Origin of the sequence: Komarekiella delphini-convector SJRDD-AB1 (genome assembly GCF_014831675.1) — a bacterium.
Taxonomy (GTDB): domain Bacteria; phylum Cyanobacteriota; class Cyanobacteriia; order Cyanobacteriales; family Nostocaceae; genus Komarekiella.
Genome location: NZ_VJXY01000009.1, coordinates 104,778 through 127,660 on the forward strand (window position 1 = coordinate 104,778; position 22,883 = coordinate 127,660).

Annotated in this window: 18 protein-coding genes; 1 reads left to right on the plus strand and 17 read right to left on the minus strand. The window is 42.5% G+C overall.

Annotated elements, in window-relative coordinates:
- Positions 1–322: 322 nt before the first annotated feature.
- From FNW02_RS10815 to FNW02_RS10875, 12 genes are all read right to left on the minus strand, one after another.
- On the minus strand, positions 323–1,897 hold the full coding sequence (locus FNW02_RS10815) for a mechanosensitive ion channel family protein (protein WP_191757548.1): 1,575 nt from the start codon (positions 1,895–1,897) through the stop codon (positions 323–325).
- 997 nt (positions 1,898–2,894) lie between these two features.
- Positions 2,895–4,448: an iron uptake porin gene (locus FNW02_RS10820; RefSeq protein ID WP_191757549.1), complete on the minus strand. Its 1,554-nt coding sequence runs from the start codon at positions 4,446–4,448 to the stop codon at positions 2,895–2,897.
- A 459-nt stretch (positions 4,449–4,907) separates the two neighbouring features.
- Positions 4,908–5,897: an NAD-dependent epimerase gene (locus FNW02_RS10830; protein ID WP_191757551.1), complete on the minus strand. Its 990-nt coding sequence runs from the start codon at positions 5,895–5,897 to the stop codon at positions 4,908–4,910.
- Between the two features lie 87 nt (positions 5,898–5,984).
- Positions 5,985–7,178, minus strand: coding sequence for a histidine phosphatase family protein (locus FNW02_RS10835; protein WP_225225565.1), 1,194 nt, complete (start codon positions 7,176–7,178; stop codon positions 5,985–5,987).
- The gene (locus tag FNW02_RS10840) at positions 7,162–9,018 is read right to left on the minus strand and encodes an ABC transporter ATP-binding protein (protein ID WP_191757553.1); all 1,857 of its coding nucleotides are present in this window, start codon (positions 9,016–9,018) and stop codon (positions 7,162–7,164) included. Before FNW02_RS10840 ends, FNW02_RS10835 begins: the two co-directional genes overlap by 17 nt.
- Positions 9,019–9,020: 2 nt before the next feature.
- Complete coding sequence (locus FNW02_RS10845) at positions 9,021–10,037, minus strand: glycosyltransferase family 2 protein (protein WP_191757554.1); 1,017 nt, start codon at positions 10,035–10,037, stop codon at positions 9,021–9,023.
- 72 nt (positions 10,038–10,109) lie between these two features.
- Complete coding sequence (locus FNW02_RS10850) at positions 10,110–11,321, minus strand: glycosyltransferase (RefSeq protein ID WP_191757555.1); 1,212 nt, start codon at positions 11,319–11,321, stop codon at positions 10,110–10,112.
- A gap of 91 nt (positions 11,322–11,412) precedes the next feature.
- Positions 11,413–12,600 carry a glycosyltransferase family protein gene (locus FNW02_RS10855; protein WP_191757556.1) on the minus strand — a complete coding sequence of 396 codons (1,188 nt, stop codon included), beginning with the start codon at positions 12,598–12,600 and terminating at the stop codon, positions 11,413–11,415.
- Between the two features lie 28 nt (positions 12,601–12,628).
- Positions 12,629–13,885 (minus strand): glycosyltransferase family protein, encoded by a 1,257-nt coding sequence (locus FNW02_RS10860; RefSeq protein WP_191757557.1) that lies wholly within the window; start codon positions 13,883–13,885, stop codon positions 12,629–12,631.
- 420 nt (positions 13,886–14,305) lie between these two features.
- Positions 14,306–14,788: a hypothetical protein gene (locus FNW02_RS10865; protein ID WP_191757558.1), complete on the minus strand. Its 483-nt coding sequence runs from the start codon at positions 14,786–14,788 to the stop codon at positions 14,306–14,308.
- Between the two features lie 86 nt (positions 14,789–14,874).
- Positions 14,875–15,843 carry a glutathione S-transferase family protein gene (locus tag FNW02_RS10870; RefSeq protein WP_191757559.1) on the minus strand — a complete coding sequence of 323 codons (969 nt, stop codon included), beginning with the start codon at positions 15,841–15,843 and terminating at the stop codon, positions 14,875–14,877.
- 774 nt (positions 15,844–16,617) lie between these two features.
- The gene (locus FNW02_RS10875) at positions 16,618–16,806 is read right to left on the minus strand and encodes a hypothetical protein (RefSeq protein ID WP_191757560.1); all 189 of its coding nucleotides are present in this window, start codon (positions 16,804–16,806) and stop codon (positions 16,618–16,620) included.
- A gap of 295 nt (positions 16,807–17,101) precedes the next feature.
- Here FNW02_RS10875 and infC point away from each other — a divergent pair, with 295 nt between their 5' ends.
- Complete coding sequence (infC, locus tag FNW02_RS10880; RefSeq protein WP_348535391.1) at positions 17,102–17,569, plus strand: translation initiation factor IF-3; 468 nt, start codon at positions 17,102–17,104, stop codon at positions 17,567–17,569.
- A 133-nt stretch (positions 17,570–17,702) separates the two neighbouring features.
- Here the strand turns inward: infC and FNW02_RS10885 are convergent, their stop codons facing one another.
- The 5 genes from FNW02_RS10885 to FNW02_RS10905 form a co-directional block, all read right to left on the minus strand.
- On the minus strand, positions 17,703–18,866 hold the full coding sequence (locus tag FNW02_RS10885; protein ID WP_191757561.1) for a HAMP domain-containing protein: 1,164 nt from the start codon (positions 18,864–18,866) through the stop codon (positions 17,703–17,705).
- 2 nt (positions 18,867–18,868) lie between these two features.
- Positions 18,869–19,231: a response regulator transcription factor gene (locus FNW02_RS10890; RefSeq protein WP_191757562.1), complete on the minus strand. Its 363-nt coding sequence runs from the start codon at positions 19,229–19,231 to the stop codon at positions 18,869–18,871.
- 235 nt (positions 19,232–19,466) lie between these two features.
- Positions 19,467–20,135, minus strand: coding sequence for a response regulator transcription factor (locus FNW02_RS10895; protein WP_191757563.1), 669 nt, complete (start codon positions 20,133–20,135; stop codon positions 19,467–19,469).
- The gene (locus FNW02_RS10900; protein ID WP_191757564.1) at positions 20,113–21,720 is read right to left on the minus strand and encodes a sensor histidine kinase; all 1,608 of its coding nucleotides are present in this window, start codon (positions 21,718–21,720) and stop codon (positions 20,113–20,115) included. Before FNW02_RS10900 ends, FNW02_RS10895 begins: the two co-directional genes overlap by 23 nt.
- A 167-nt stretch (positions 21,721–21,887) precedes the next feature.
- Positions 21,888–22,778: a hypothetical protein gene (locus FNW02_RS10905; protein ID WP_191757565.1), complete on the minus strand. Its 891-nt coding sequence runs from the start codon at positions 22,776–22,778 to the stop codon at positions 21,888–21,890.
- Positions 22,779–22,883 lie beyond the last annotated feature (105 nt).

The window sequence follows — 22,883 nt, forward strand, 5'->3', positions numbered from 1 at the left end:
GTTCCTCGCTATCGCTTCGCTAACGCTAACGCTGCGCTAACGTAATTCGTAATTACTTCGTGTCATAGCCCCCACCAAATCTTTGATTTGGTGGTGCAACAATTCAGTGGTGGGTTCAATCCTAAGCTGATTGTAACTACGAATTACGCGCTTCGTAGCGGTAGCGAGACCTTGAGCGTCATTATCAATTACGAATTATGTTGATGCTCCCCCGACTGTTTAAATTCGCTATGCTCATTTAAACAAAAAGTTGGGGGATTCTTAAAAATCCATAATACTAACTCTCAACGGCGTTGTATTGAACTCAGCCACACAGCTATTGTCAATTTTTGGAAAAACCACAAATTTCAATTTCTTCTTGGCTAAAAGTATCCTTCAATATCTTGCGAAGAACACGCTGAATATGAAGGTGTTTTCCAGGTTTGACTTTTGTCAGCGTCAGCAGCAATAGATTATTCTCACCAAAATTTTCTAGTCCAGCTACTCGCGTAGGTTCTAAAACATCTTGTTCATCCGCCTTTAACTGCTGTCCTACCTTCTCAACCACTCTATACACATGATCTAAATTGGAGTGATATGAAACGCTAACTTCCACCCTTGCATATATATACTGCTTGGAGAAGTTGATAATTGAGCCAATATCCCCATTACGAATAATCTGCAATTGACCATCAGGATGGCGAACGTGAGTGGTTCGCAGTTCAATCGCCTCTACAACTCCCTCAATACTTCTCTCTTCCAGTTTTCCAACTTCAATATAATCACCTACCAAGTAATAGTTTTCAAATAAAATCAAAAATCCACAAACGACATCATTAATCAGGTTTTGCGCCCCAAGACCAACTGCTATACCCACAATTCCTGCACCTGCTAAGATAGGCGCAGGATCGATGCCAATGAGCTTGAGTATGGTAACTGCGGCAGTGAAGTAGATGAAATATTTGGCAAAACTCCGCATTAAAGGAATCAGCGTCAGCCGTTTCTGTTGCTGTGAATCATTAGCATTTGTAGTTTTTAAGTAAAACTCATCAAGCATGAAGTAAACGACTTCAATTAAAACATTGCTAATAAAATAAACCCCAATAATCTGCACAATTCTAGGGGTATAAGCACTTATCCAAGCGATAGGTTCTATTTCTGGAACAACAAGATTTACTATGCCAATATAGAGGGCGTATTCCAAACATTTTTTGAAGAGGGGAATTAAGTGGCGTAAACGCTCGTATAAACGCAGTAGATTGTTAGAACTGGAGTATTTCAGACTCAGTGCGTCGAGAGTATCAACGATAGTAGCAACAGCTTTAACAATGAGTAAACCAACTGTGACAATAATATATATTTTTAAAGCAATATAAAGATATTTGGGAACGACTTCTGGTAGGTAGAGAAATTTAGCACATAGGATAGCAGAAAACGTCCAGAGACTATGAATAATAATTCTTTTTAACACTCTAAAAAAAGCCTCGGTACTCTCATCGTTAGCTTTGATTTGATCGGCTTTTTTGGCGTAATCACAAACCCAGTCTATACCACGGCTTAAGGGTGGTATGCTCAATTTAACTAGCATTAGCAAACTCACACTTTTCAAGCTCGCTGTGAAGATATTGATCCAAAATTGAGTAGGAAGACTGCGAATAAGATTAAGTTGAAAATCCTGAATGTTTTCACCTCGATAAATCACCATCCCGTTTATACCAACCAGCCCCAAACATAACACCACACAAGTCAGAATTAAAATTCTGCTGATATTCCGGCGCAGGAAGGTGATACTTGCAGTTTTTCCTTGAAGCCAAGAAACTTTGGCGATCTGCTTGAAGATTATGCCAATCAGCCAGTTTAATAGTGAGAAAATAACTATTAAAAATATGACTTCACTCAGGACAATGATTATATTCATTTTTTGAGTATAAATATCTGAATAAATACGGTTAGATCTCCGAATTCTTTAAAAAGTAGTATCTTTATTATCAGTAGGTATTTTGCTCCTTTAAATTGTTTATTGTTGTAATTTCTGTCAATAACGCGGAGTAGTCGGTAGAGCGATCGCGCATCTATACTAGTTGTTGTTGCTAATTCATCGTAACTTTTATAACCTTTAATTTGCTATTTATTAATATTGTTGTGGTTATAATTGTTTAAACTTTCTAAATAAGTCTGAATATATGACACCACAATTTGTAATATGTTTTAATATTTGCGATTTTTAACTAAGAATGCAAGGACAGTTAAGACAGTTAAGATGATTAATAACTAATGTGTATTAAGCATTATTTATTACATAAATTTTATTTATTTAATCCTCAATAATTTTTGACGGTAATTGGTACTTTTGTAAAAGGTCTAATATTTAATCGACGAGCCAGCAGAGTCAGCAGTAAGGCATTGAAAGATTCTTGCTGTCACGAACCGATCGCGATCGCTTGCTAATATACACCAAAATGAATACGTGAATTACTCAAATGAGAAAACATTCAGGCGAATTGAGAAAGTCATAAACCTGTTTGCTTGCGGAAAACACCAAAATGAGTGCGTGTTCTACTGAAATGAGTAAGCAATATAGCTTTTTACTTGCGGAAAACACTAAAATGAGTGCGTGTTTTACTGAAATGAGTAAGCAATCAAGCATTTTGAGTAAGCAATAAGCCTTTTTGCTTGCTGAATCTACTGAAATGAGAAAGCAATCAGGCATTTTGAGTAAGCATTTAAGCATTTTGAGAAAGCAATAAGCCTTTTTGCCTGTTAAATATGAATTTTTGAGAAAGCAATCAGCTTTTTTGCTTATTAAATATGAATTTCAGTTAAATATGCAATTAGCTTTGCCGATGCCGGAAATCAGTTGCACTGTAGTGAGGAATTTATACCCAATACCCTATGCCCTATGCCCAATTTGATTTTTAAAAGCTGAAAGTTGTGCGAATCGTACCGATATAGATTGTGTCGTTTTGGCGATCGTGTTCTGGGTTAGTAATCATCAGTAATCCTGGAGTGATGGCAATATGATCATCAACTTGGAAACGGTAGAAGGCTTCTAAATGCAGAGATGTGTCTTCATCTTCGTATAGCTGATTTGCAACCTCAAAGTCATTACTAGTAACTTTGGGTGGTTGACCGATCGCAATTCCACCAACACTGTTTTCGCCGCCCAGATCGACGAAAGCCAAAGTTACCGCCCAGTTAAAAATATTTGCCTCTGGGTTGTTTGGCAGATCCATCGCCATTGCATGGGTAAAGCCAACCCAACCAGAGACGGTTAAGCCATCGTTAATGGCGAAAGTTGATTGCAACCCAAAGGAATCTGCAATAATGGCATCACTCTCGTCATCAAAAGGATCATTGGCGCGGCGAGAGCCGGTTCCGGTGTCAAGGCTGTTGTAAGAGTGGATGTAAGTCAAGCCGACTTTTAAAGAGTCGCTGGGTTCGAGATTAAGTTGAGCGATCGCCCCGTATTCTGCTTTACCAAACCCAACTTCTGGATCATCAACATCGTCAGCTACATACCCCAAACTCAAGCTAATTGAGTCACTAAAATCATAAACTAATCCCGCTCCAGCCCCGCCACCTTGCCGATAAATTGGGTTGCGCTGTGCAAAACGGGAAATTGAACCACGACCACTGCCACTAAAAAAGGGATTGAGCGTATCAGTAAAATCATCAAGGTCGCCACCTTCAGCCTCAACATAAACAACAGCTTGTCCTATTGGAAAGCGATATTCAAAGACACTCAATTCAAATTGATTATCGCTGTTGCCCTGAAAGGCTAAACGAGCCATATCAGTCTCGGTCGCATCATCTATTCTAGGGAGATTACTAGCTTGAAGGCGAATTTTGAGGCGGTCTTTTCCAGTAAAACTCGTATCAAAGGTCAGGCGTGTCCGACTACTTAAGGTAAGATTGCTGTCAATAGTATCGCCACTGTCATCAGCTTTTTTACCGCTGCTAACTCCAGAGACAGCAAAAAGAACTTCGCCCTCTAATTTAGTAGTTGTAGAAAACGGTTGTGTAGAATTTATCCGGGTTTCCACACTGTCTAATCGTTCTTGTAAAATCCCTAGCTCTTTGCCAAACTCCGCTTGTAACCGCTTCAAGGTTTCCAGGTCTTCCTGGTAGACTTGGTTAGCGTTTGCGCTTGTCAGTTCGTTGATGCGGTTCATGATTACGGCAAGACTGGTAGCAAATTCATCACGAGTCATGGCTTGGTTGCCACCAAAGGTTTTGTTAGCATGACCTGCAACCACACCATAACGATCCATTAAGGATTTTAGAGATTGAAAAGCCCAGTCAGTAGATTGAATTTCTGCTAACTCAGAAACAGCATTGATTTTAGTGAAGGGATCAGGGGAAGCTTCGTTGGCAAAAATTTTACTTGCTAGTAAAAGAGTGGTTGTAAAGGTTAGTAAGCTGAGATGGCAGACATTCCAGATATTTTTTGACTGAGATTGTTTTTTCATTTGTACCGGAATGTTTTTTAGTCAGGATTTACCCAAGTGCATATATATTTTTCTTAGTGTCTTAGTGCCTTGGTAGTTCAAAAGTTAGTTTTTTAACCACTGAGACACAAAGACACAAAGGTAGAACTTACGCACTGAATCCTGAAACCTAGATCCCCCCTAGCCCACGCCAGTCGCTCATGGGGAGCCACCCCCTTGCGGAGGTTCCCGACGCTCGTTCGCGCAGCGTGTCGCAGACAAGACTCGCTAACGCTGCGCTATCCGTTGTGGGGAGTGGCGTGGAAACCCCCTTGGCGCTAGCCTCTCCTTTGGGAGAAGACCGCGCTGGCTCCCCTTTTTAAGGGGGGAACTTCTAAAGCCCCCTTTTTAAGGGGGTTGGGGGATCTGAGTGCGTAAGTCCTGAAAGGTTAAAAGCCCAAAATTTAGTATTTTGAAGATTTTTACCTTGTGTAAGTCTTATTAGTAACCGTAATAGTCTCGATACCATTGCACAAAGCGCTCGATACCTTGCTCAATTTGAGTTACAGGTTTAAAGTCTACGTCTTGCATCAGGTCATCTACGTCAGCGTAGGTAGAGAAAACGTCACCTGGCTGCATGGGTAGTAAGTTCTTTTTGGCTTGCTTACCCAGCGCTTTTTCAATAACTTCAATAAATGTCATTAACTCCACTGGGTTATTGTTGCCAATATTGTAGAGTTTGTAAGGTGCTTTGCTAATTGCGGTATCTTGATTGCTAGCTTGGGGTGGGTTTTGCATAACCCGAACCAGCCCTTCAATTACATCATCGATATAGGTGAAGTCTCGTTGCATTTTACCAAAGTTGTAAACATCAATTGGCTGGTTAGCTGCGATCGCCTGCACAAATTTGAAGTAAGCCATATCAGGACGCCCCCAAGGCCCATAGACTGTAAAAAAGCGTAATCCTGTAGTTGGTAAGTTGTACAAATGGCTGTAAGCATGAGCCATCAACTCATTTGACTTTTTAGTAGCAGCGTAAAGTGAAATGGGATGATCAACGTTGTCGGTTGTAGCAAATGGTACTTTAGTGTTATTTCCATAGACAGAACTAGAGGAGGCAAAAACTAAATGACCAACCTGGCTATGGCGACAACCTTCTAGCACATTGACAAATCCTGAGAGGTTGCTGTCTACGTAGGCAAAAGGGTTGTGTAAGGAATAGCGGACTCCGGCTTGAGCAGCCAGGTGAACTACGTAATCAAAGCTATGGTCTTGGAATAGTTGAGCAGTGCCAAGGCGATCGCTTAAATCTAAAAATTGAAAGATGAATCCATTTTGGGGGTAAAGTCGATCCAAGCGAGCTTTTTTCAAGTTGACATCATAGTAAACATTCAAGTTATCAATGCCATAAACTTGCATCCCTTCTGCTAAAAGACGCTGTGCCAAATGAAACCCAATAAAGCCAGCAACTCCAGTAACTAATATTTTCATAGCTTGTCACTTGATTATTTGTCATTAGTCACTTATCATTTGTTTTTACTTAAATTATGAGTTCTACTAATGCCCAATGCCTAATCATCAAACAAAATCAATCATATTCATGGTTTGTAGCACAGGGGTACGGCTTTTTAGAGGATAGTAAATAACACTTAGGGTGTCGGGAATCAGTTGCAAGCATTCTGGTGAGGTGTCCAATACCTGACTAAGCAAATTTTGGATAATGGAGGGACAGGCTACTATTAATCCTGTCATGAGATGTGTTGAATCTGTTTCATTAGATGATATCGTGGCGCGTTGAAATGACAGCTTTTGCTGCAAAATCTGGGGGAAATATTGATGTAATACCTGGATTTGTAACGTTTTAGAATGATATTTCAGCAGTTGCTCGGCGATGTGTTGGGAACTTTCTAAATCGCTGTTAAGGCTAAAATCAATTGGTACTGTCTGAAGGCGTTCAGCTAGCTGATTAATTAAATGTGGGTTTGTGTTGGTGGCTGGTACAAGAAGTAGACGCAGACCTTGTTTACCGTCCTTCAGCTTGGGTAAAACTTCACCTAGATGGGTGGTAAGATTCATTGCCTCAAGTTGGGACTGCTGATATCCGAGTGTAGGAAAATTTAGGATACTAATGCCGCAATTTGATTGTTGAAGGACGTGATATTGCTCACATTTGATTGCGATCGCAGTGCTAATTAACGCTCGAATTGTGCCACTGTGGCTGACAATCAAGATAGTCTTGCCAGTATGAAGTGGTAGAAGTTCTTGCCAGAATTGATGAGCGCGATCGTATAAATCCTGTACCGGGAAGCATTGCTGTTTGACACATATAGCAGATTTTACCTGCCTTTCTATCTGCGGTGTCATTTCAAACTCATGAGGTCGCTCCTTCCAACAGCGATAATCTGCCGCAAAATATTCTTGTACGTATTTGTAAGTAAGTCCTTGCCATGCAGGCATATCGATTTCTTGGAGAAGAGGCGACGTAAAAACAGGTTTCTCTATTTTCATTCCCCCCAAAATCTCAACTAAAGTTTCCTGGACTCGCCGCAAAGGACTTGTATAAACTGCATCTATCTTTGTATTCCTGAGAGCAACACCAGTTTGATAAGCATCGCTGCGCCCTTTCTCAGTTAACACTGAGTCGTCACAACTTCCCTGATAGCGCTTTTGGGCATTGTAGGTACTCTGTGCGTGACGCACCAAAATTACACGGGTGATTGAGGATGGGGATTCTTGCCCCTTTAGCTCTTTGTGATCAAGCTTCAATTGCATATATATCATCCTCGCAGGAATTTCCACTGATCGCAGATTGCAAGGTATACATCGTGGCGTAACGTCCACCGAAGCGCAGCAATTCCTTGTGCGTACCTTGCTCTAAAATTTGTCCACCTTCGATGTAGAGAATCAAGTCAGCTTGTTCGACGGTTTTGAGGTTGTGAGAAACTAAAAAAGTGGTACATTCTTGAGTCAAACGTTCCAGAGCTTCGTTGACGGCATGTTCATTTTCGTTGTCTAAGCCAGTGGTCGGCTCATCCAAAATTACAATGGGAGCTTGACGAATGGCAGCACGAGCAATGGAAATTCTCTGCCGCTGTCCCCCCGAAAGCGTCGCCCCTCTCTCACCTAAAATAGTCTCGTAGCCTTCAGGCATTGCCATGATAAAATCGTGGGCGTTTGCCAGACGAGCAGCGCGTTCAATTGCTTGGTCAGACGCTCCCAAACAACCATAGGCAATATTATCTTTGACACTGGCAGCAAACAAGATAGTATCTTGTAACACCACGCTGATTTGCCGCCGGATAGATTGCAACTTGTACTCACGCAGGTCGTGACCATCAACTAAAATCTGCCCTTCCAATGGGTCATAAAGGCGCAACAGCAAACTTACCAGAGTTGACTTACCGCCACCGGATGGCCCAACTAAGGCGACGTGTTGACCTGGTTGCACCTCAAAACTGACGTTCTGTAAAATTCCCTTTTTTGGTTCGTATGCAAAGGTGACATTTTCAAACCGTACACCTCCCTGCAAAGGCGGTGCATCTATTGCTCCCCGCGCATCACGAATGTCGGGTACTGTGTCCAGTACATCCAAGATGCGCTCACCGGAAGCAGTAGCTTTTGCAATTTGCCCTGTGTACTTGGCAAGCTGCCGCATCGGCTTAAAGGCAATCCTCAGATAGTTGACAAATACGAGCAAATCCCCTGGTGTGATCGCTTGTCCCAGCACCAACTGCACACCCCGCCATAACACCAAAGCAGTGGCAATCCCTACAAGCAATTCCACCATCCGCTCTAAACCTGCTGCCAGTTTTTGCGCTTTGGCACTTTCTTTTAAACTTTGGCGGTTATGACTGGAAAAAGTATGCTCCAGCATATCTTGCAGAGATAGCGCCTGCACAACTTTGATTGCTCCGATGGACTCTGCCGCTGTGGCAGCCATTGCACCCTCACGCTGACGCTGCGATCGCACCACCTGCCGGATGCGTTTTGTCAAGCGCATAGTGAAGAAGATAAACAGGGGAAATACGGCGGCGGCGATCAATGCCAATTCCCAATGTAGCCAGAACATGACAAAAATCATGCCGACTAATGTGAGAGAGTGAGCAATTAAGGGCAATACCGCCATCACCGTAACTTCCCGTAGTCGCTCAATATCTGAGGTGACACGGGTAATCAAATCGCCACCCTTTGCTTTGTGGTGAAATGACAGAGAAAGGCTTTGGAGATGGCTATAAAGCTCAGAGCGAATCTCTGTTAATACATTGCTAGCAGCCAGCGCCATCCCCACCACGCTAAAGTAAGCAGCAGTAGCACGAAGTAAAGCGATCGCTACTAACCCCAATGTCAAGCCTGTGAGTAGGGCAAATGGGCTGAGTTCTGCAAGCAGGGGAATCCCCAAGGACTGAGAGCGAAAACCAGGTACAAGAATGTAGTCAAAGATGAACTTGAGGGGCCAGGGTTCTAAAAGATGCAAGATAATCTCAGCCATTAGTGCCACAAAGGACACAATCAGTAGCGCCTTTTGTTTGCCCATCTGGGGCGAAAAACGCCGTAAAATCCGCACTATCCCAGGTATTGCAGCTTTCAGACTTTTGGGATCTTTAGCCGCCATGCTTACTTGTCTCCCTCCAGCGAATTAACTGTGGTTTGACTTTGAGTATAGCGATCGCTAATATACTGATTTAATTTCTTTTCGAGAGCGATCGCCATTTTCTCTAACCACAAAGGATTTTGCTCAAAGGTAAGGCGACTCAGCAGCGGCTTCAAAAATCCCTGATGGCGACGATGCCCCATCCGCTTATAGCGCTTCTTAAAGTACTTGTCTTTGATTGTCAAATCCCACTTTTGGGAGAAGTGTTCTAAACTGGCAATTTCCCAAGCATCGCTCCAGCGCAGCATAAAGAATGCTAGTTCTGGCAATTCAAATTTTAATCCTGGTACATAGGTAACTACCGAAGCTGGTTCACAGTAAAAAGTACCTCCTGCTTCAGCCACCGTCATACAAAAATCGATATGTTCTCGCGTACTCAGCAAACCCTCATCCAAAAGCCCGATTCGTTGGAAAATCTCAGCACGAACCAACATACAATGAAACTCGGCAAACTCGCATTGTTGACGATGAAGTTGATCACACACTTCCGCAACTTTTCGATTCACAAAGTAGTGTTTTTCATGCACTCGCCGCTTAACTCCAGTTTCCTCTGGCTCCACAAAAATATGAGCTTCGCCACCCGCCAGATGTATTGTTTCCCCCAAGGGCTTGCCAATACAGGTAAGTGGACAGACTACAGTCGCTTTTGTTTCTTCGGCGCATTGGAGTAACGAGTTTAGCCAACCTGGACTGACAATTACATCATTGTCAATAAAGACTAAATACTCGCTATCAACTTTTTGTAAACCTAGGTTACGGGCTTGGTTGGGTGAAAGGTAGTGTTCTGTGCGGATTAGCTGGAATCCTTTTTCTTGCGCTTGTTCTTGTAGGTAGCGCTGGATAGGGGGAGGTGAACTACCATCGACATAAATTAGGGAGAAAGGTAGTTGAGTGTTTTCGTAAATGCTTTCTAGCGATTCGCGGGTAAAACTGAATCGCTCACGCTGCGAAACAATTATGGTGATTTGTGATTTGTTCATGAATATTTTTATCTCACGCAGAGGCGCAGAGGAAGAGAAGATAGGTTTGAGCGGGAAGGGAGTAGATTCTCTCTACACGAGGGATATTTCGCCTAATAAAATTGATTCAGATGTAATTAAGACTCGTTGGTAAACATTCATCCAGTTTTGGTGTTCTACTGATGGGGCTAGCTGCTGAGTTACTTTTGTTTTTGCTGCTGCACCCAATTTTTGCCGCAGTTCTGGTTGAGTTGCTAGATATCGGAGTGAAGCAGTTAGTTCTTCTGTACTGCCGGGGTTGACTAGCAAACCGTTTACGCCGTGTTCTAGGATTTCGGCGATCGCATCTACACGAGTGCCAATTATTGCCCGACTCGCTAGCATCGCTTCTAAGAGCGTATTCGGGCAACCGTCATGCAGTGAGGGAATAACAAAAATATCTAGGTGGGGTAGATAAGCTAAAGCTTCTTGGCGACTGGTGATTCCAGTGATGCGGAGGCGATTACCAATTCCACTTTCCTTTATTTGTTGCTTCCAGTATTCTCGTTCTTTCTCAACAAAATCACCTATGAGCAAGAGTGTTAAATCTAACTCTTTATCCAGACTAGCGCAGGCATCGAGGAGAAATTCAATTCCCTTTTTGTCTCGGAATCTACCTGATGAACCAATAACGATACCTGGTAATTCGTTAACTAGAGGTGGGTTAGGGAATTGCTCAAAGTTGATAGGTGCGATGGAATTCCAAAAAGCTGATGATTTTAATTTCACACTCGGAGCAATGACACTAGCTCTTTTTTGCAAGTCCCGACTCACAAATGTTACCCAAGCAGAATTTTCTAAAATCCATGATATCTGAGCATGGTTCTTGGGATTAAAAACATGCTTGTGCAAGTCGCTACCGCGAACGCTATTGATTACCGGAACATCATTTTCTTTTGCTAAAAGTGTTGTTACATACCCTGTTTCATTCATGAAAAAGGCATGAAATAGGTCAAAGTTATATTTTTGATGCAGGCATTTAAGTTGAAAGTAAACATCGCTAAAAAAGTCTTGAATTTCTGTGATATTTTCACGAACAGCTGATTTAATCCGATGTATAAATACGCCATCTTGAAACGTTGTTGTGCAACTTGCTCGTCTACGGCTTCCATCAGAGACTAGCCGTTGTTTCGAGCGGAAAACCGCAACGTGAACTTCATAGCCACTATCAATTAGCATCTTGGCAATTCGATGTACTGATTCACCAACCCCGCCAATATCGGGGGGATATTCGAGTGTAGTAATGCAGATTTTTGGTTTATCCATGATTTTGTTCTCTGTAAATTTATTCGTGCTCCGTTATTTGATTGAATTTAAACGCAGAGGAGCGCGAAGGAACGCAGGGTTTATTTATGTACTAAGCAACTTTTTGTTTAACTGCTAGAGTTTTTAACAAGGCTGCTGTCTTTTCAACTCCGGCGAAGTCAAGGTTGATTTGATTGGGTTGTTCTTCAAGGTAATTGATAATTTTGAAAGCCAAGTAATCGGGTTGCAAATCATTAGGATTGAGTAGTCTAACAATTCCTAAATTGCTTAACTTCTCTGCTCTAATAGTTTGTTCTCTGTCTTGGTTGCCTGTAAAGGGAAGAATTATGGCTCGTACACCTGTGGTTAAAACATTCATTGTGGTGTTATAGCCAGACATACTTATAGAAAGTTCTGCTTTTTTCATGTAACTTAGCAAATATGGTGTATAGCGTCCAATACGAATATTTTTGCTATTTTTTGCCATTGCTTGCAGTTCATTAAATTTGTCTTCTGGCATGAATGGGCCCGTGAAAACTTGAATGTTATGCGGTAATTTTTTTCCAAGCCAAGGAGCTGTTTTCACTACACAATCAAGCAACTCATGACCGAATCTACCACCTCCGACGCTGACTAATATGAGGGGTTTATCAGAGTTAATCAATTCCTTTTCTTCATCGTTAAGTACAGGAGACATTGGAGGTTCTTGTACTACATATCCTGTATAATGTACTGCACACTTGAGGTCACTGACTCTAGAGAAAGTTTCTTCTAGAGGAACAAATTTAGGATCACCGTGAACTAATAACAGGTCAAAGTATTGATTGATTAAGTTGCAAACTTTTTCTTCATGTTTTACCTGTTTCTGTTGTTTAGTAACTACAATATCTCGCAGACTAGAAACAACTTTGGTTGAGCTTGCATTTGATTTTGCTCGTTCTAGCAAGGGAATTAGTTCAAAAGAAAAGCGTCTTCTGCCAAAAGGGAATAGCTCAATCATTAAAATATCAGGCTGGAACTGATCAAATATTTTTAGGAGTTGGTTTTTCCTAATTTCTTTGGCTTCGGTGAGACTAAAAATATCATCTACTACTTGTAGTTCTTCAAATTCTGTGTCGGTTTTAATTGCAGGCAAATTGATAACTTCAATACCAGCAGGAAACTCAAATTCTTTGATTATCTCACCACCATTGATAAAACAAATCTGGAAGTCTTTGGTTAAACCGCGGACAATTTCCATGCTGCGAACTAGATGACCCATGCCCAAAATATGTTGGCAGTAAAACATTAAACGTTTCATGACAATACCTCTGTAAATTTATATTGACTTAAACGATCGCAACTCTTGCTAAATCCCTTAATTGTTCCGGTGGCTGATAGGTTTTGCCAAATGGAACCACGCTCTTTTTTTTTACTAGTAAGGTGGAAATGTATTGGCTAATTTTGGGCAATGCATTCAAATCAATTGCCGGAGTAGAAATATTATGTTGTAGATTATTAAGTTGTTGCAGGAGCGATCGCATTAATATATCTGGAGTCAACTTGTCTGGATGAATAGCTGCCAAAACCCCCAGTTTTGTTAAATGTTCTGCTCGCATCCACTGTTCTTGAGATGGTTTAACTCTAGGTATCACTACTGCTGGTTTACTCACTGAGATAATCTCGCAGGTTGTATTGTAGCCACCCATTGCCACTACTACATCTGCTGCGGCGATGTAGCTCATCAAATCATCGGTAAACTCGCACATATGCACTTGCGGATATGCAGCCGCTTTTTGCTCTAGTGCTACTCGGTCTTTCAAGGGCATTTCTGGGCCACATATAATTAAACTTCGGAGTTTATGAGAGGTAGGCAGCAATGCCAAACTCGATAGATAGGTATCGATTAAGCTGTAGCCATCCTCGCCACCTCCCGGCGTGACTAAAATCAGCTTTTCTTCTGGGCTGAGTTGCAACTCATTACGAACAAGATTTGGACTTTTACGCCCTAGTTCTTTGCGGATATAGCCACAAAATTGTACCTTCTGTGCAACTCTTGGCGGTAGTTGATATTCTTGACGGATATCGAAAATTTCTGGAGTGCCAACGACAAGCACGCGATTATAAAATTTTTCAATCGCTTCGTAGTAACCGTGCTTTTGCCATTCTTGCATTGTCACATCTGGATGATCCAAAATGTCACGCAACAGCAGAAGTAGAGGAGTTTCTGGTAATTCTGCTTTGAGATATTCGATAGCCGTCTTCAATTCATTGCGGATGCCGTAGGGCTTTTTGTCTACCAGAAACACATCCGGTTTAAAATTGGCGATCGCAGATAAAATTAACTCTGAACGCAGTTTCACTGTTTCATCGATTGCTGTCCCCAAATACTTGGCAGACAACTCACCCGATGTTCCCCGATTTATGCAGGGTAGTTTAATGTAATCCAGCCTTCTTGGGAGACGAAAGCTGTGTAACATTGGCGAACCAGAAACAACCAAGATAGAAAGTTCTGGAATCGAATCTAGTAAGTGAGTGCAGATTGCCAGCATTCTGCGAATATTACCGAGACCAAAGCCATCGTGGGAATATACCATCAGTTTCATGGCTAAATGTCCCTCAATTATTCAGTGAATGGATGCCGTAATAATTAAGTTCTCAATCTTCCATGAGTCTTTTATGAAACTTTTATGAGAAAGTTCTCATGATATTTTTTATTCATCGGGCGTCAAAAGGGGCAAGAGAGCAGAGGGGCAATTTATGAATCATTGGTGTCAACTTAAGATGAAAAGCTTGATTGGTAATTGCTTGAAGTATTCTCGTTCACATCTTAAATAAAAGAGGGCTGCCGCCTTCTATTACAGTGAAGGCGGAGCCTCTAAAAAGCATTCCCAGCCGGAGGCTAGGAACGAGATAACGTCAGAATTTGCAAGTTAAGTTGGCACTAATGTTTATAAATTCCCCCTACGACAGATGTGGTTTTTCAAAATATTTTTGGTTAGAAGGAGCGATCGCCCAGACCTGTCCTAAGCTGGCATAAGCTGAATTGGCTGGCCAAGAATTTTCTCGATCATCTCTGATTGCATGGTCTGCAAATATTGGGGCACAAATTCCGACGGTAAAAACTCAAACAGGATGCGATTCTCTACCCAAAACTCGATCGCACTGAATGGGACGCCATCTCCCTGCTTGCGAGTCAGGACGCGCCATCCTTGGCGTTGCCCGATCTGCTCTATCTGCTCTTGAGTGGTGGGAACCGAAATTGCCGCATGGTTAGCCACCAACTTAATAGGTTCAGCGTGGAGTACCTGCGCTGATTCGGCATCAGTACCCGGAACCCACACATCACCTTCTTTAAACACCACAATGTGAGTACCATGCTTGTCAAAGGGCATCACGAGGTAACTACCAGGAGTGAAAAATTTATATACCTTGCCATTCAAAACTTCAGCTAGAGCAGTAGCAACTTGCAATGGATTATGAGCATCGATCGAAATATGCAAGATCATGAGAATAACTCCCTGAAAATAAAAACAAAATCGTGGGTTGTTGATTGAATTTGACCTACACGGCACAGATGAGTGTAAGATTATGACTAAGTGCCGAAGCGATTGCGATCGTGCAGTTCGTCCAAATCGATGATTGGCCCTTTCGGCACAATTCGATTGGGATTAATATCGGTCATACTCATGTAATAGCCGCGCTTGATATAGTCGAGATTGCACGTCACTTTGAACTCAGGGCGCTGATATAGATCCTTTAGATAATTCCAGAGGTTCGGATAGTCGATTATTCGCCGCAAGTTGCACTTAAAGTGACCGTAATACACTGAGTCGAAGCGATACAGTGTTGCAAACATACAAATATCGGCTTCAGTGAGGCGATCGCCACATAAATAGCGCTGCTTGCTCAGAACGGTTTCCCAATGAGCTAAACTTTCAAAGAGTTCTGTTACCGCATCTTCGTAGGCTGCTTGGGAAGTCGCAAAACCAGAGCGATATACACCAGCATTGATGGGCAGATAAATTGCATCGATCGTTTCATCAATCTTCCGTTGTAGGTCGCGTGGGTATAAGTCTACTTTTTGCGTTGCCAATTCCCCAAACTCTACGTCAAGCATCCGCATGATTTCGCGAGATTCATTGTTGACGATTGTTTGAGTTTGCTGATCCCACAACACCGGAACAGTGGCTCGTCCTGTGTATTTGGGATCGGCTTTTAGATAAATCTCTGGCAAATATTGAGCGTGACTCACCGAGTTAGCTATGGCTCCTGGTGGTGCAGAAAATCTCCAGCCTTTGTCGCCCAGAATCACATCAGCAATAGAGACTGAGATTGCATCATTCAATCCTTTGAGTTCTCGCATAATTAAGGTGCGATGCGCCCACGGACACCCCAAGGAAACGTAGAGGTGATAGCGTCCTGCTTCTGCCTTAAACCCGCTAGTTCCATCTGCGGTCACGCGATCGCGAAATGTTGTTGGTATCTCATGGAACTCACCGCTTTGATTCTGCTTATTTTTATCGGTTATCCATTTACCTGCGACCATCATTCCTGATGCCATAATTCTCTCCTAAATGTGATGGTGTAATTGTGCTGCCTTGAAAGTCTAATAGGTGGTGACAGGTCAGATCAGGAATGCCATAGTTAAGCGCGTTCGCGTAGCGTGCCGTAGGCGATCGCAGCAGCTAAAATATTTATCCGCTTGTAAACGAAAATTAACTTTTTTATTTATTTGTGAGAAATCCGGGTTTTGTAGTTGAATAACCTTTCAATCAAACTCTACGAGAAAAACTACATAAGCTTCGTTCTCTTGGACATACATTCATATTAGGATTTCCATCAGAAAGCAACATCTGAAAAAGGTCTTGAATACTTATCAACGAAATATATACATCCCCTCTGACTTTCGTTATCACCATAAGAAAATATTCTTATAACGAAAGTCATAGGCGGCTTTGTTGCATGAATACAGAAAAGGATACACCTAAAAACATCGTGGTGCTGAGTTACCAACTCCAAGACACCAGCATAATTGCTTATTAGCTAGATTACGTGTTGTTAGAAACATCTCAACCGTCGATTAAGGATTTTTCGCATCCTTAAAGAACAATTTTACATATACTATTTACGATAAGTTAGTGGCAAGGCGATTGCCTACGGCACGCTACGCGAACGCTCTTAACCCTGTTTTGTCACAAAAGTTTACTTAGCACTATTTATAACAAATTGCTTGAGCAGGAACGAGCCAAAGGAATACAACGCAAGGATGTACAAGCTGCCTAGGAAAGTTTTTCTGAGATTAATTGAATTAATCTCCTATAAATATAGAAATCTATCAACCAGTCAACTTAATAACACCTTGGCTCACTAGATATTCAAGCTGAGAATGGTGCTGTGTTTCCTCTCGCAGCAACTTGAGTTGTTCATAGCTAATAATGTGTAATCCGGGACGGATAACATAACCGTTAATGGTAATGCTTTGCGGCTGCTGGCTATCGGTGCGATTGTAGGTAATAGAAGGCATATTTGCAACAGGTGAGTTAGAAATGAGCAGTAGAAGAGATTTTGGCTCTAATCATTATTACAGCTTTACACAGGTTCCGTTATAAAAGGTGAATGTAGTATAAATGAGTGCCTAAGCGTACAGGAGATGCTGAAGAGAAGCGATGCTTTTAAGTGAGGGTTTTACGAATAGAGAGGAGCAAAGAATTACGTTACGATAGACTTACACAACAAACCTGCGCTAAGCTGACATGACTTGCAGGCTAGAGATTTGGAATAAATGAGAGGCAAACGTTATAGTAATTCAAAAACAACTAATTAACTCGCAGATTAGGTCAGATCAAGTCTTCTTGATTGACCACGAGAATAATAATCGTGGTTTGACCGACACACATGAGGCGTTAAAGTTAGCTGAAAGCTTAGAGCTTGATTTAGTCCTAGTGTCTGAAGGTAAAGACGCTCCGGTTGCAAAGATTCTTAATTATGGCAAACTTCAATACCAAAAGAAGAAGCGACAGGCACAGAGTGCTAGACCAGTAGTAAAGGAAGTTCGGTTCGGTCTAAACGTGGGTGTTGCTGATTATAAGTTACGTATTGAACAAGCAGTTAGATGGTTGAGTAAAGGCGATTCTGTGAAGTTTGCTGTTCGTTTACGAGGTCGAGAACATCAGTATCGTGAGCAAGCTGGAGAATTACTAGACCGGGTTGTAAATGATCTTAGTCAAGTAGGTAAAGTTCAATCACTTGATAAGCGTTCACTAATCGCTCTAGTCATTCCTGCCTGACATTAACGTGAGTCTCCAAGGGAGGCGCACGTTAACAGTTATCAGTTAACTTTAACAGTTAACTGATAACTGATTTAATGAGTATTAAAAACTCGTCAGCGAGTCCTATTTATCCCAATTCCCAAAATTACAGCTATAAATCATTCCTCGTCTCCCCTGTTCTGCCCTTCTCCTCTACTTCCTGCTCAGTTTCCACGAGTTGTGCTTGAGTGCGACGTAATTCCTCTAATGCCAACTCCAAGCGGTGATTTTTCTCATTTAATTCCCGCGCCCGTTCGCTCGCTTTCTTTTCTAGCACCTGGCTGTATACTTCTAGCTGTTCGTTAGCATCCTTTTGGGTTTTAATGAGTTGTTGAACTTCTTGAATCAAACGATTTAGGGAAGCAGCCAAAATTCCAACTTCATCATTGGTTGTCACAGGTGCTTGCAAATCGAAGTTAGATTCTTCGGTAACTTGTTGAGCAACATGGGTAACTGCTTGGATAGGATAGGCAATGGCGCGACTGGTGTAAATTGCTAATAGTGTGGCGATCGCGATCGATAGTGACAGGCTAGCGCCAATAATATACAGGCGTAATTTCTCTGCTGTTTGTAGTTCCTGTTTTGCTTGCTGATACTCTTGGCCTGTTACTTCAACCAGGCTTGTGATGTCATTGAGAAAATCATCAATTTTGAAAACTGACGAACCATGCATGAAATTAAACAGTTGAGTTTGTGCTGTCTTAATTTCGTTTGGTGATAACTTGCTGGGATTATTATCCTGAAATAAAGCTTCTGTGTGCTGTAAGTAAGCGCTAAAACCATTATGAGTCTGCAACAAACGGTGAATTGCTTTCTGTTCAATTACAGAATCATATATAGCAGATTTTTCAATGCTGTAGTTTGCTCCAAAATCAGACCAAATTTGTCGCGCTTGAGCAACATTTTTAAGCAACTGAGTGTATTTTTCTTGCCATATATTTGGTCTATCCATATAGTAAATTAACTTGTGTTGCTTAGTGCGGACACGAAACACACTAGTTTTGAGTTGATACACCTCATACAACTCTTCAATCGCCGCTTCTTCCCGTTTTTGTGCCTTGGACTTGTAGTGATCCGCAATCAGAAAACCAATAGTAGTTCCCAGTACAGCAATGCTCAAAAGCAGTCCATATCCAATACCGATCTTTTGACCAACCTTCAGGTGGCTAAACCAATGTCTAGAATTGCTTGTATGCAAATCTGAGTTACTTAATGGTTGCAAGCGGTGATTGGATTGTCCTGAAACCAGTTCATCAAAGTTACTGTGCTGTTTCATACTCAACCATGACTCAGATGAATTTGAATTCGTTCCAACAAGTCACTAAAGCGAAATGGCTTGGTAATATAGTCGTCTGCTCCATTTATGAGTGCAGTTGCTCGTTCGTAATTGTCCTTACGGGCTGTGACGATGATAATAGGTAGTGTCTTTCCTTGTCTACGAAGTTCTTTTAATACCGTCCAACCATCCACTAGTGGTAAACCCAGGTCAAGCAGTATCAAATCAAATTCATTATTCTGAGCTAGGAGGAGTGCTTGCTGTCCATCTTCAGCGATGGTGGTTGTGTATCCCTGTCTTTGCAACCCTTTTTCCAGAAAAGCGGAGACTCCTGCTTCGTCTTCAACAATCAAAATTTGATTCATAAGCCGACCTCAGCAGGTGGATTTAAATTAATTCGTAATTCGTAATGACGCTCCTGCGGACGCTCGTTCCTCGCTATCGCTTCGCTAACGCTAACGCTGCGCTAACGTAAGTCGTAAGTTGTAATGGGCTACGCCCCGTTGCGTTAACGTAATTAAGAAAGTTTTTTGTAGATTTGCCCTGCTACAGTATGATAATCATTGATGTAATCGCAAGAAAAGAAACATGAGAAAGTTCTCATCTTCGCAGGCGATAACCCATTCCTCTAACTGTTTCAATCACGTTGCTGCCTAGTTTTTTGCGGAGATAACCGACATAGACATCGACAATATTAGAACCTGGATTATAGTCGTAGCCCCAAACGTAATCTAGTAATTGCTCCCGACTGATAACTTGTCCTGGATGACGGCAAAACATTTCTGCCATTGTAAATTCACGAGCAGGTAATTCTACAAGGCGATCGCCTACTTTTACCTGTCGAGTTCGCAGATCAAGCTCTACTTTACCTGCTTTGAGAACAAACTCTTGGGCATCTCTGATAGGTTTAGCACTTCGTAAACGCACCCTTACCCGCGCTAGAAGTTCTTCAAATCGGAAGGGTTTGGTGACATAATCATCTGCTCCTCCTTCTAATCCAGCAATTTTGTCGTGGATGTCACTCCGAGCAGAAAGGATAATCACAGGTAAATCTTCTCCCTGTCCGCGCAGTTCCTCCAATACCTGAAATCCATCTTTTCCAGGTAATCCCAGATCCAAAATTAGTAAGTCAAAGGTTCCACTCTGTGCTACATCCAGCACATGCAGCCCATCGGCAACAACTGCGGTTGTAAACCCTTGCGATCGCAATCCTTTCTCAAGAAATGAGGCAGTCCTGGGTTCATCTTCAGCGATGAGAATGTTGGGCATGAGCACTTATTTCCTGTGGGGGATCAAGTGGTAAAACGATGGTAAACATCGAACCAGCTCCTAATTGGCTCCGAAGCAATACTTGCCCACCGTGAGCTTCTGCGATCGCTCGCACAATGGATAAACCTAGTCCAGCACCCTCGGAACGACGGCGACTGTTGGTAGTCCGGGCAAAGCGTTCAAAAATACGTTTTTGATCGACAAGGGGAATTCCTTCGCCTGTATCGCGTACCCAGAATCGTACTTTTCCTTTAGCGATCGTAGAACCTATAGAAATAGTATCACTCTCTTCAGTATGCTGAGTTGCATTCTGTGCTAGGTTCATCACAGCCTCAGTAATTCTTTGGCGATCGACTATAATCTGACCCTTTGCCACTGAGTCTAGTTGCCAGTCTCGCTCTGCCAGTGCTTGGGCTTTAGCAAATAACTCTTGGGTTAACTCTGCCACATTCACCGTCGCCAATTGCAAAAAATCCCAGCGTTCTGCTTTTGCCAGCAAAATCATGTCATCGACCAAACGGCTCATCCGGTCTAGTTCTCCGATGACCAGTGTCAAGGTTTCCTCTTGCTCTTGGGGGTCATCTCCCATCAATTCTAGATGTCCGCGAATGATGGTAATGGGAGTCCGCAGCTCGTGTCCAGCGTCGTTGACAAATTCCCGCTGAGTAGCAAAGGCTGCCTCTAGTCTGTCCATCATTTCGTTGAATGTCGTTGCTAGTTCTCCCAGTTCTCCCTGACCTCGCGCAGGCAAGCGCTGAGTCAAATCTGTTTCACTGATGGCATGAGCAGTAGTGGTAATTGTTCGTAAGGGAGCCAGCACCCGCCCCGCAGCTAACCACGCCAGAACTGACGACACCACAAACACTAAGCTGGAAACCTCAATAATTACGGAGACTGATTCCAGTGCCTCTGCACGCTCACCGGCTGCACTATGGGCAATGACAAAGACCCCCTGTGTTTCTCCATTAATTTGAATCGGTTCCACCATGTAAAGAACTTTACTAACATCAGGGTCAGAGAATTCTTTTTCTCCCTGCTCTGGTTGGGTTTGTTTGGCCCATCGTTGCATGAGTGATGATTCCTTCGCCAGTGGTTTGGGGCGTGCTCTGGGACTAGATTTGTAAAACTCACCATCAATAAATGTGATAAAGTAGGATTCATCCTCTGGCAGACGATACAACAGATAAGCTCTCAAAAGCAGCATTAAATCTTCTTTGGAGGCTGGAGGAGCGATTTGTTTTTTTCCAGAGAGCAACCACTTCAACTGCTCTGGACTAATCACTAAGTCTTCTGGATCATCCTCTGTAAGTGCATCGTCTGGAGCAAACGTTTCACCCTTAATCAACGCCTTGAAAGCTGCCATGTCTTCTACCATGTCTTGGCGAACGCGTTCATCAATGCGCTGGTATAGTTGGTAGCGAAATGCAGGAATGGCGATGAGAAACGTGATCACCAAAATCAGCAAATACCAGAATAAAATTCGGGTGCGTGCTTCTCCAAATATTTGCTGCCAACTTACAAACAGCTTAGGTATTTTAATGTTAAATGTGCGATCGCCGCGTCGATATTTTGTTGCACTGCTCATTTTTATTACCTTGGCAAGCAGGAGACAGGAAATGGGAGTCAGGAGATGGGAGCCAGGAGATGGGAGATGGGAGATGGGAGTCAGGAGTCATTAGTCATTAATTATTCTCTCCCCCTGCTTCCCCGGCTTCCCCTGCTCCTGTGCTCTCCCACTCCCCCACTCCTCTTCTAACTCGTCGTTTGCCGTTTAAAAATCACCATCTCAGTTCCGACAACTGGGTTACGAGCAATCAGCCTATTTTGAGAGTCGAGAATTTCTAAATGGGTAAAATCTAGTTCTTGAGAACGCTGTAATATCTCGGTGGCTAGTTTGTTCTGTTGAGATTCTTCGAGAGTATACCAATCGTTGCTAATTTTGAGAGTTAGATTGCTGGTGCGGAAATTGGCTTGAATTGACTTTATCAGACCAGAGGCAAAGCGATCGCTAATTTCTGCTACTTGATTTTCGATGGCTGCAATCAAGGTTTGTTCTGGTGTCAATTCTAAGATTGGTGTCGGCGTTGGCGAGGGAATTGGTTCTGGTTCTGGTTCCGGTAGTGACGGTGGAGTTTCTGGTTCTGGTGAAGGTGTAATTTCTTCTGGTGGCTGTGATGGCTGTGGTTCCGGTGCTGCTGACTCCGGTGGAGTAGTTATTGTAGATGTGGGTACAGGAACTTCTTCAACTGGGGGAACTGTTGCTACTTCAACAGGTTTACTACTAAAGACAGTTGCAGTTGTCCAAACTATCACTACAGCAATAACAGCAACTATGGCTGTCAAACCTGTATCTGATAACTTTGTTGACAAATTTGATGGCAAAAATAAGCGGATTGTCCTTAACAGTCCACCCCACCTCAATTGCAACTGCTGGAAAAAACTAGGCTTTTCTTCAGTACCAGCTGGTGGCGCTGTTTCCAGTTTCTCTACTGTCGCTTCCAAAACCCCAATTGTCCCTCGGAGAATCTGGATAATTTTAGACTTCCAAATTGGTTGAGTTCTCTGGTAGGGTTCTTGAGGAGACTGATTCGCTTCGGTTTCAGGAGACGAAGGCGGTTGTGAATTCTGATTGTCTTGTGACATGGTTTCACCAAAAGCAGCGAATCAAAAACAAATAATGCAAATTATTATAGGTATTGTCTCTACAGCCTTAATGTATCACTTCGTTGCACATTGCTTCGGCTAAAC

Bases quoted from the DNA above. Each gene is read 5' to 3' on its own strand.
- FNW02_RS10835 (WP_225225565.1), bottom strand. From the start codon at position 7,178: ATGCAATTGAAGCTTGATCACAAAGAGCTAAAGGGGCAAGAATCCCCA.
- FNW02_RS10865 (WP_191757558.1), bottom strand. From the start codon at position 14,788: ATGATCTTGCATATTTCGATCGATGCTCATAATCCATTGCAAGTTGCT.
- FNW02_RS10860 (WP_191757557.1), bottom strand. From the start codon at position 13,885: ATGAAACTGATGGTATATTCCCACGATGGCTTTGGTCTCGGTAATATT.
- FNW02_RS10885 (WP_191757561.1), bottom strand. From the start codon at position 18,866: ATGAAACAGCACAGTAACTTTGATGAACTGGTTTCAGGACAATCCAAT.
- FNW02_RS10890 (WP_191757562.1), bottom strand. From the start codon at position 19,231: ATGAATCAAATTTTGATTGTTGAAGACGAAGCAGGAGTCTCCGCTTTT.
- FNW02_RS10855 (WP_191757556.1), bottom strand. From the start codon at position 12,600: ATGAAACGTTTAATGTTTTACTGCCAACATATTTTGGGCATGGGTCAT.
- FNW02_RS10815 (WP_191757548.1), bottom strand. From the start codon at position 1,897: ATGAATATAATCATTGTCCTGAGTGAAGTCATATTTTTAATAGTTATT.
- FNW02_RS10870 (WP_191757559.1), bottom strand. From the start codon at position 15,843: ATGGCATCAGGAATGATGGTCGCAGGTAAATGGATAACCGATAAAAAT.
- FNW02_RS10875 (WP_191757560.1), bottom strand. From the start codon at position 16,806: ATGCCTTCTATTACCTACAATCGCACCGATAGCCAGCAGCCGCAAAGC.
- FNW02_RS10900 (WP_191757564.1), bottom strand. From the start codon at position 21,720: ATGAGCAGTGCAACAAAATATCGACGCGGCGATCGCACATTTAACATT.
- FNW02_RS10830 (WP_191757551.1), bottom strand. From the start codon at position 5,897: ATGAAAATATTAGTTACTGGAGTTGCTGGCTTTATTGGGTTTCATTTG.
- FNW02_RS10820 (WP_191757549.1), bottom strand. From the start codon at position 4,448: ATGAAAAAACAATCTCAGTCAAAAAATATCTGGAATGTCTGCCATCTC.
- FNW02_RS10850 (WP_191757555.1), bottom strand. From the start codon at position 11,321: ATGGATAAACCAAAAATCTGCATTACTACACTCGAATATCCCCCCGAT.
- FNW02_RS10840 (WP_191757553.1), bottom strand. From the start codon at position 9,018: ATGGCGGCTAAAGATCCCAAAAGTCTGAAAGCTGCAATACCTGGGATA.
- FNW02_RS10895 (WP_191757563.1), bottom strand. From the start codon at position 20,135: ATGCCCAACATTCTCATCGCTGAAGATGAACCCAGGACTGCCTCATTT.
- FNW02_RS10905 (WP_191757565.1), bottom strand. From the start codon at position 22,778: ATGTCACAAGACAATCAGAATTCACAACCGCCTTCGTCTCCTGAAACC.
- FNW02_RS10845 (WP_191757554.1), bottom strand. From the start codon at position 10,037: ATGAACAAATCACAAATCACCATAATTGTTTCGCAGCGTGAGCGATTC.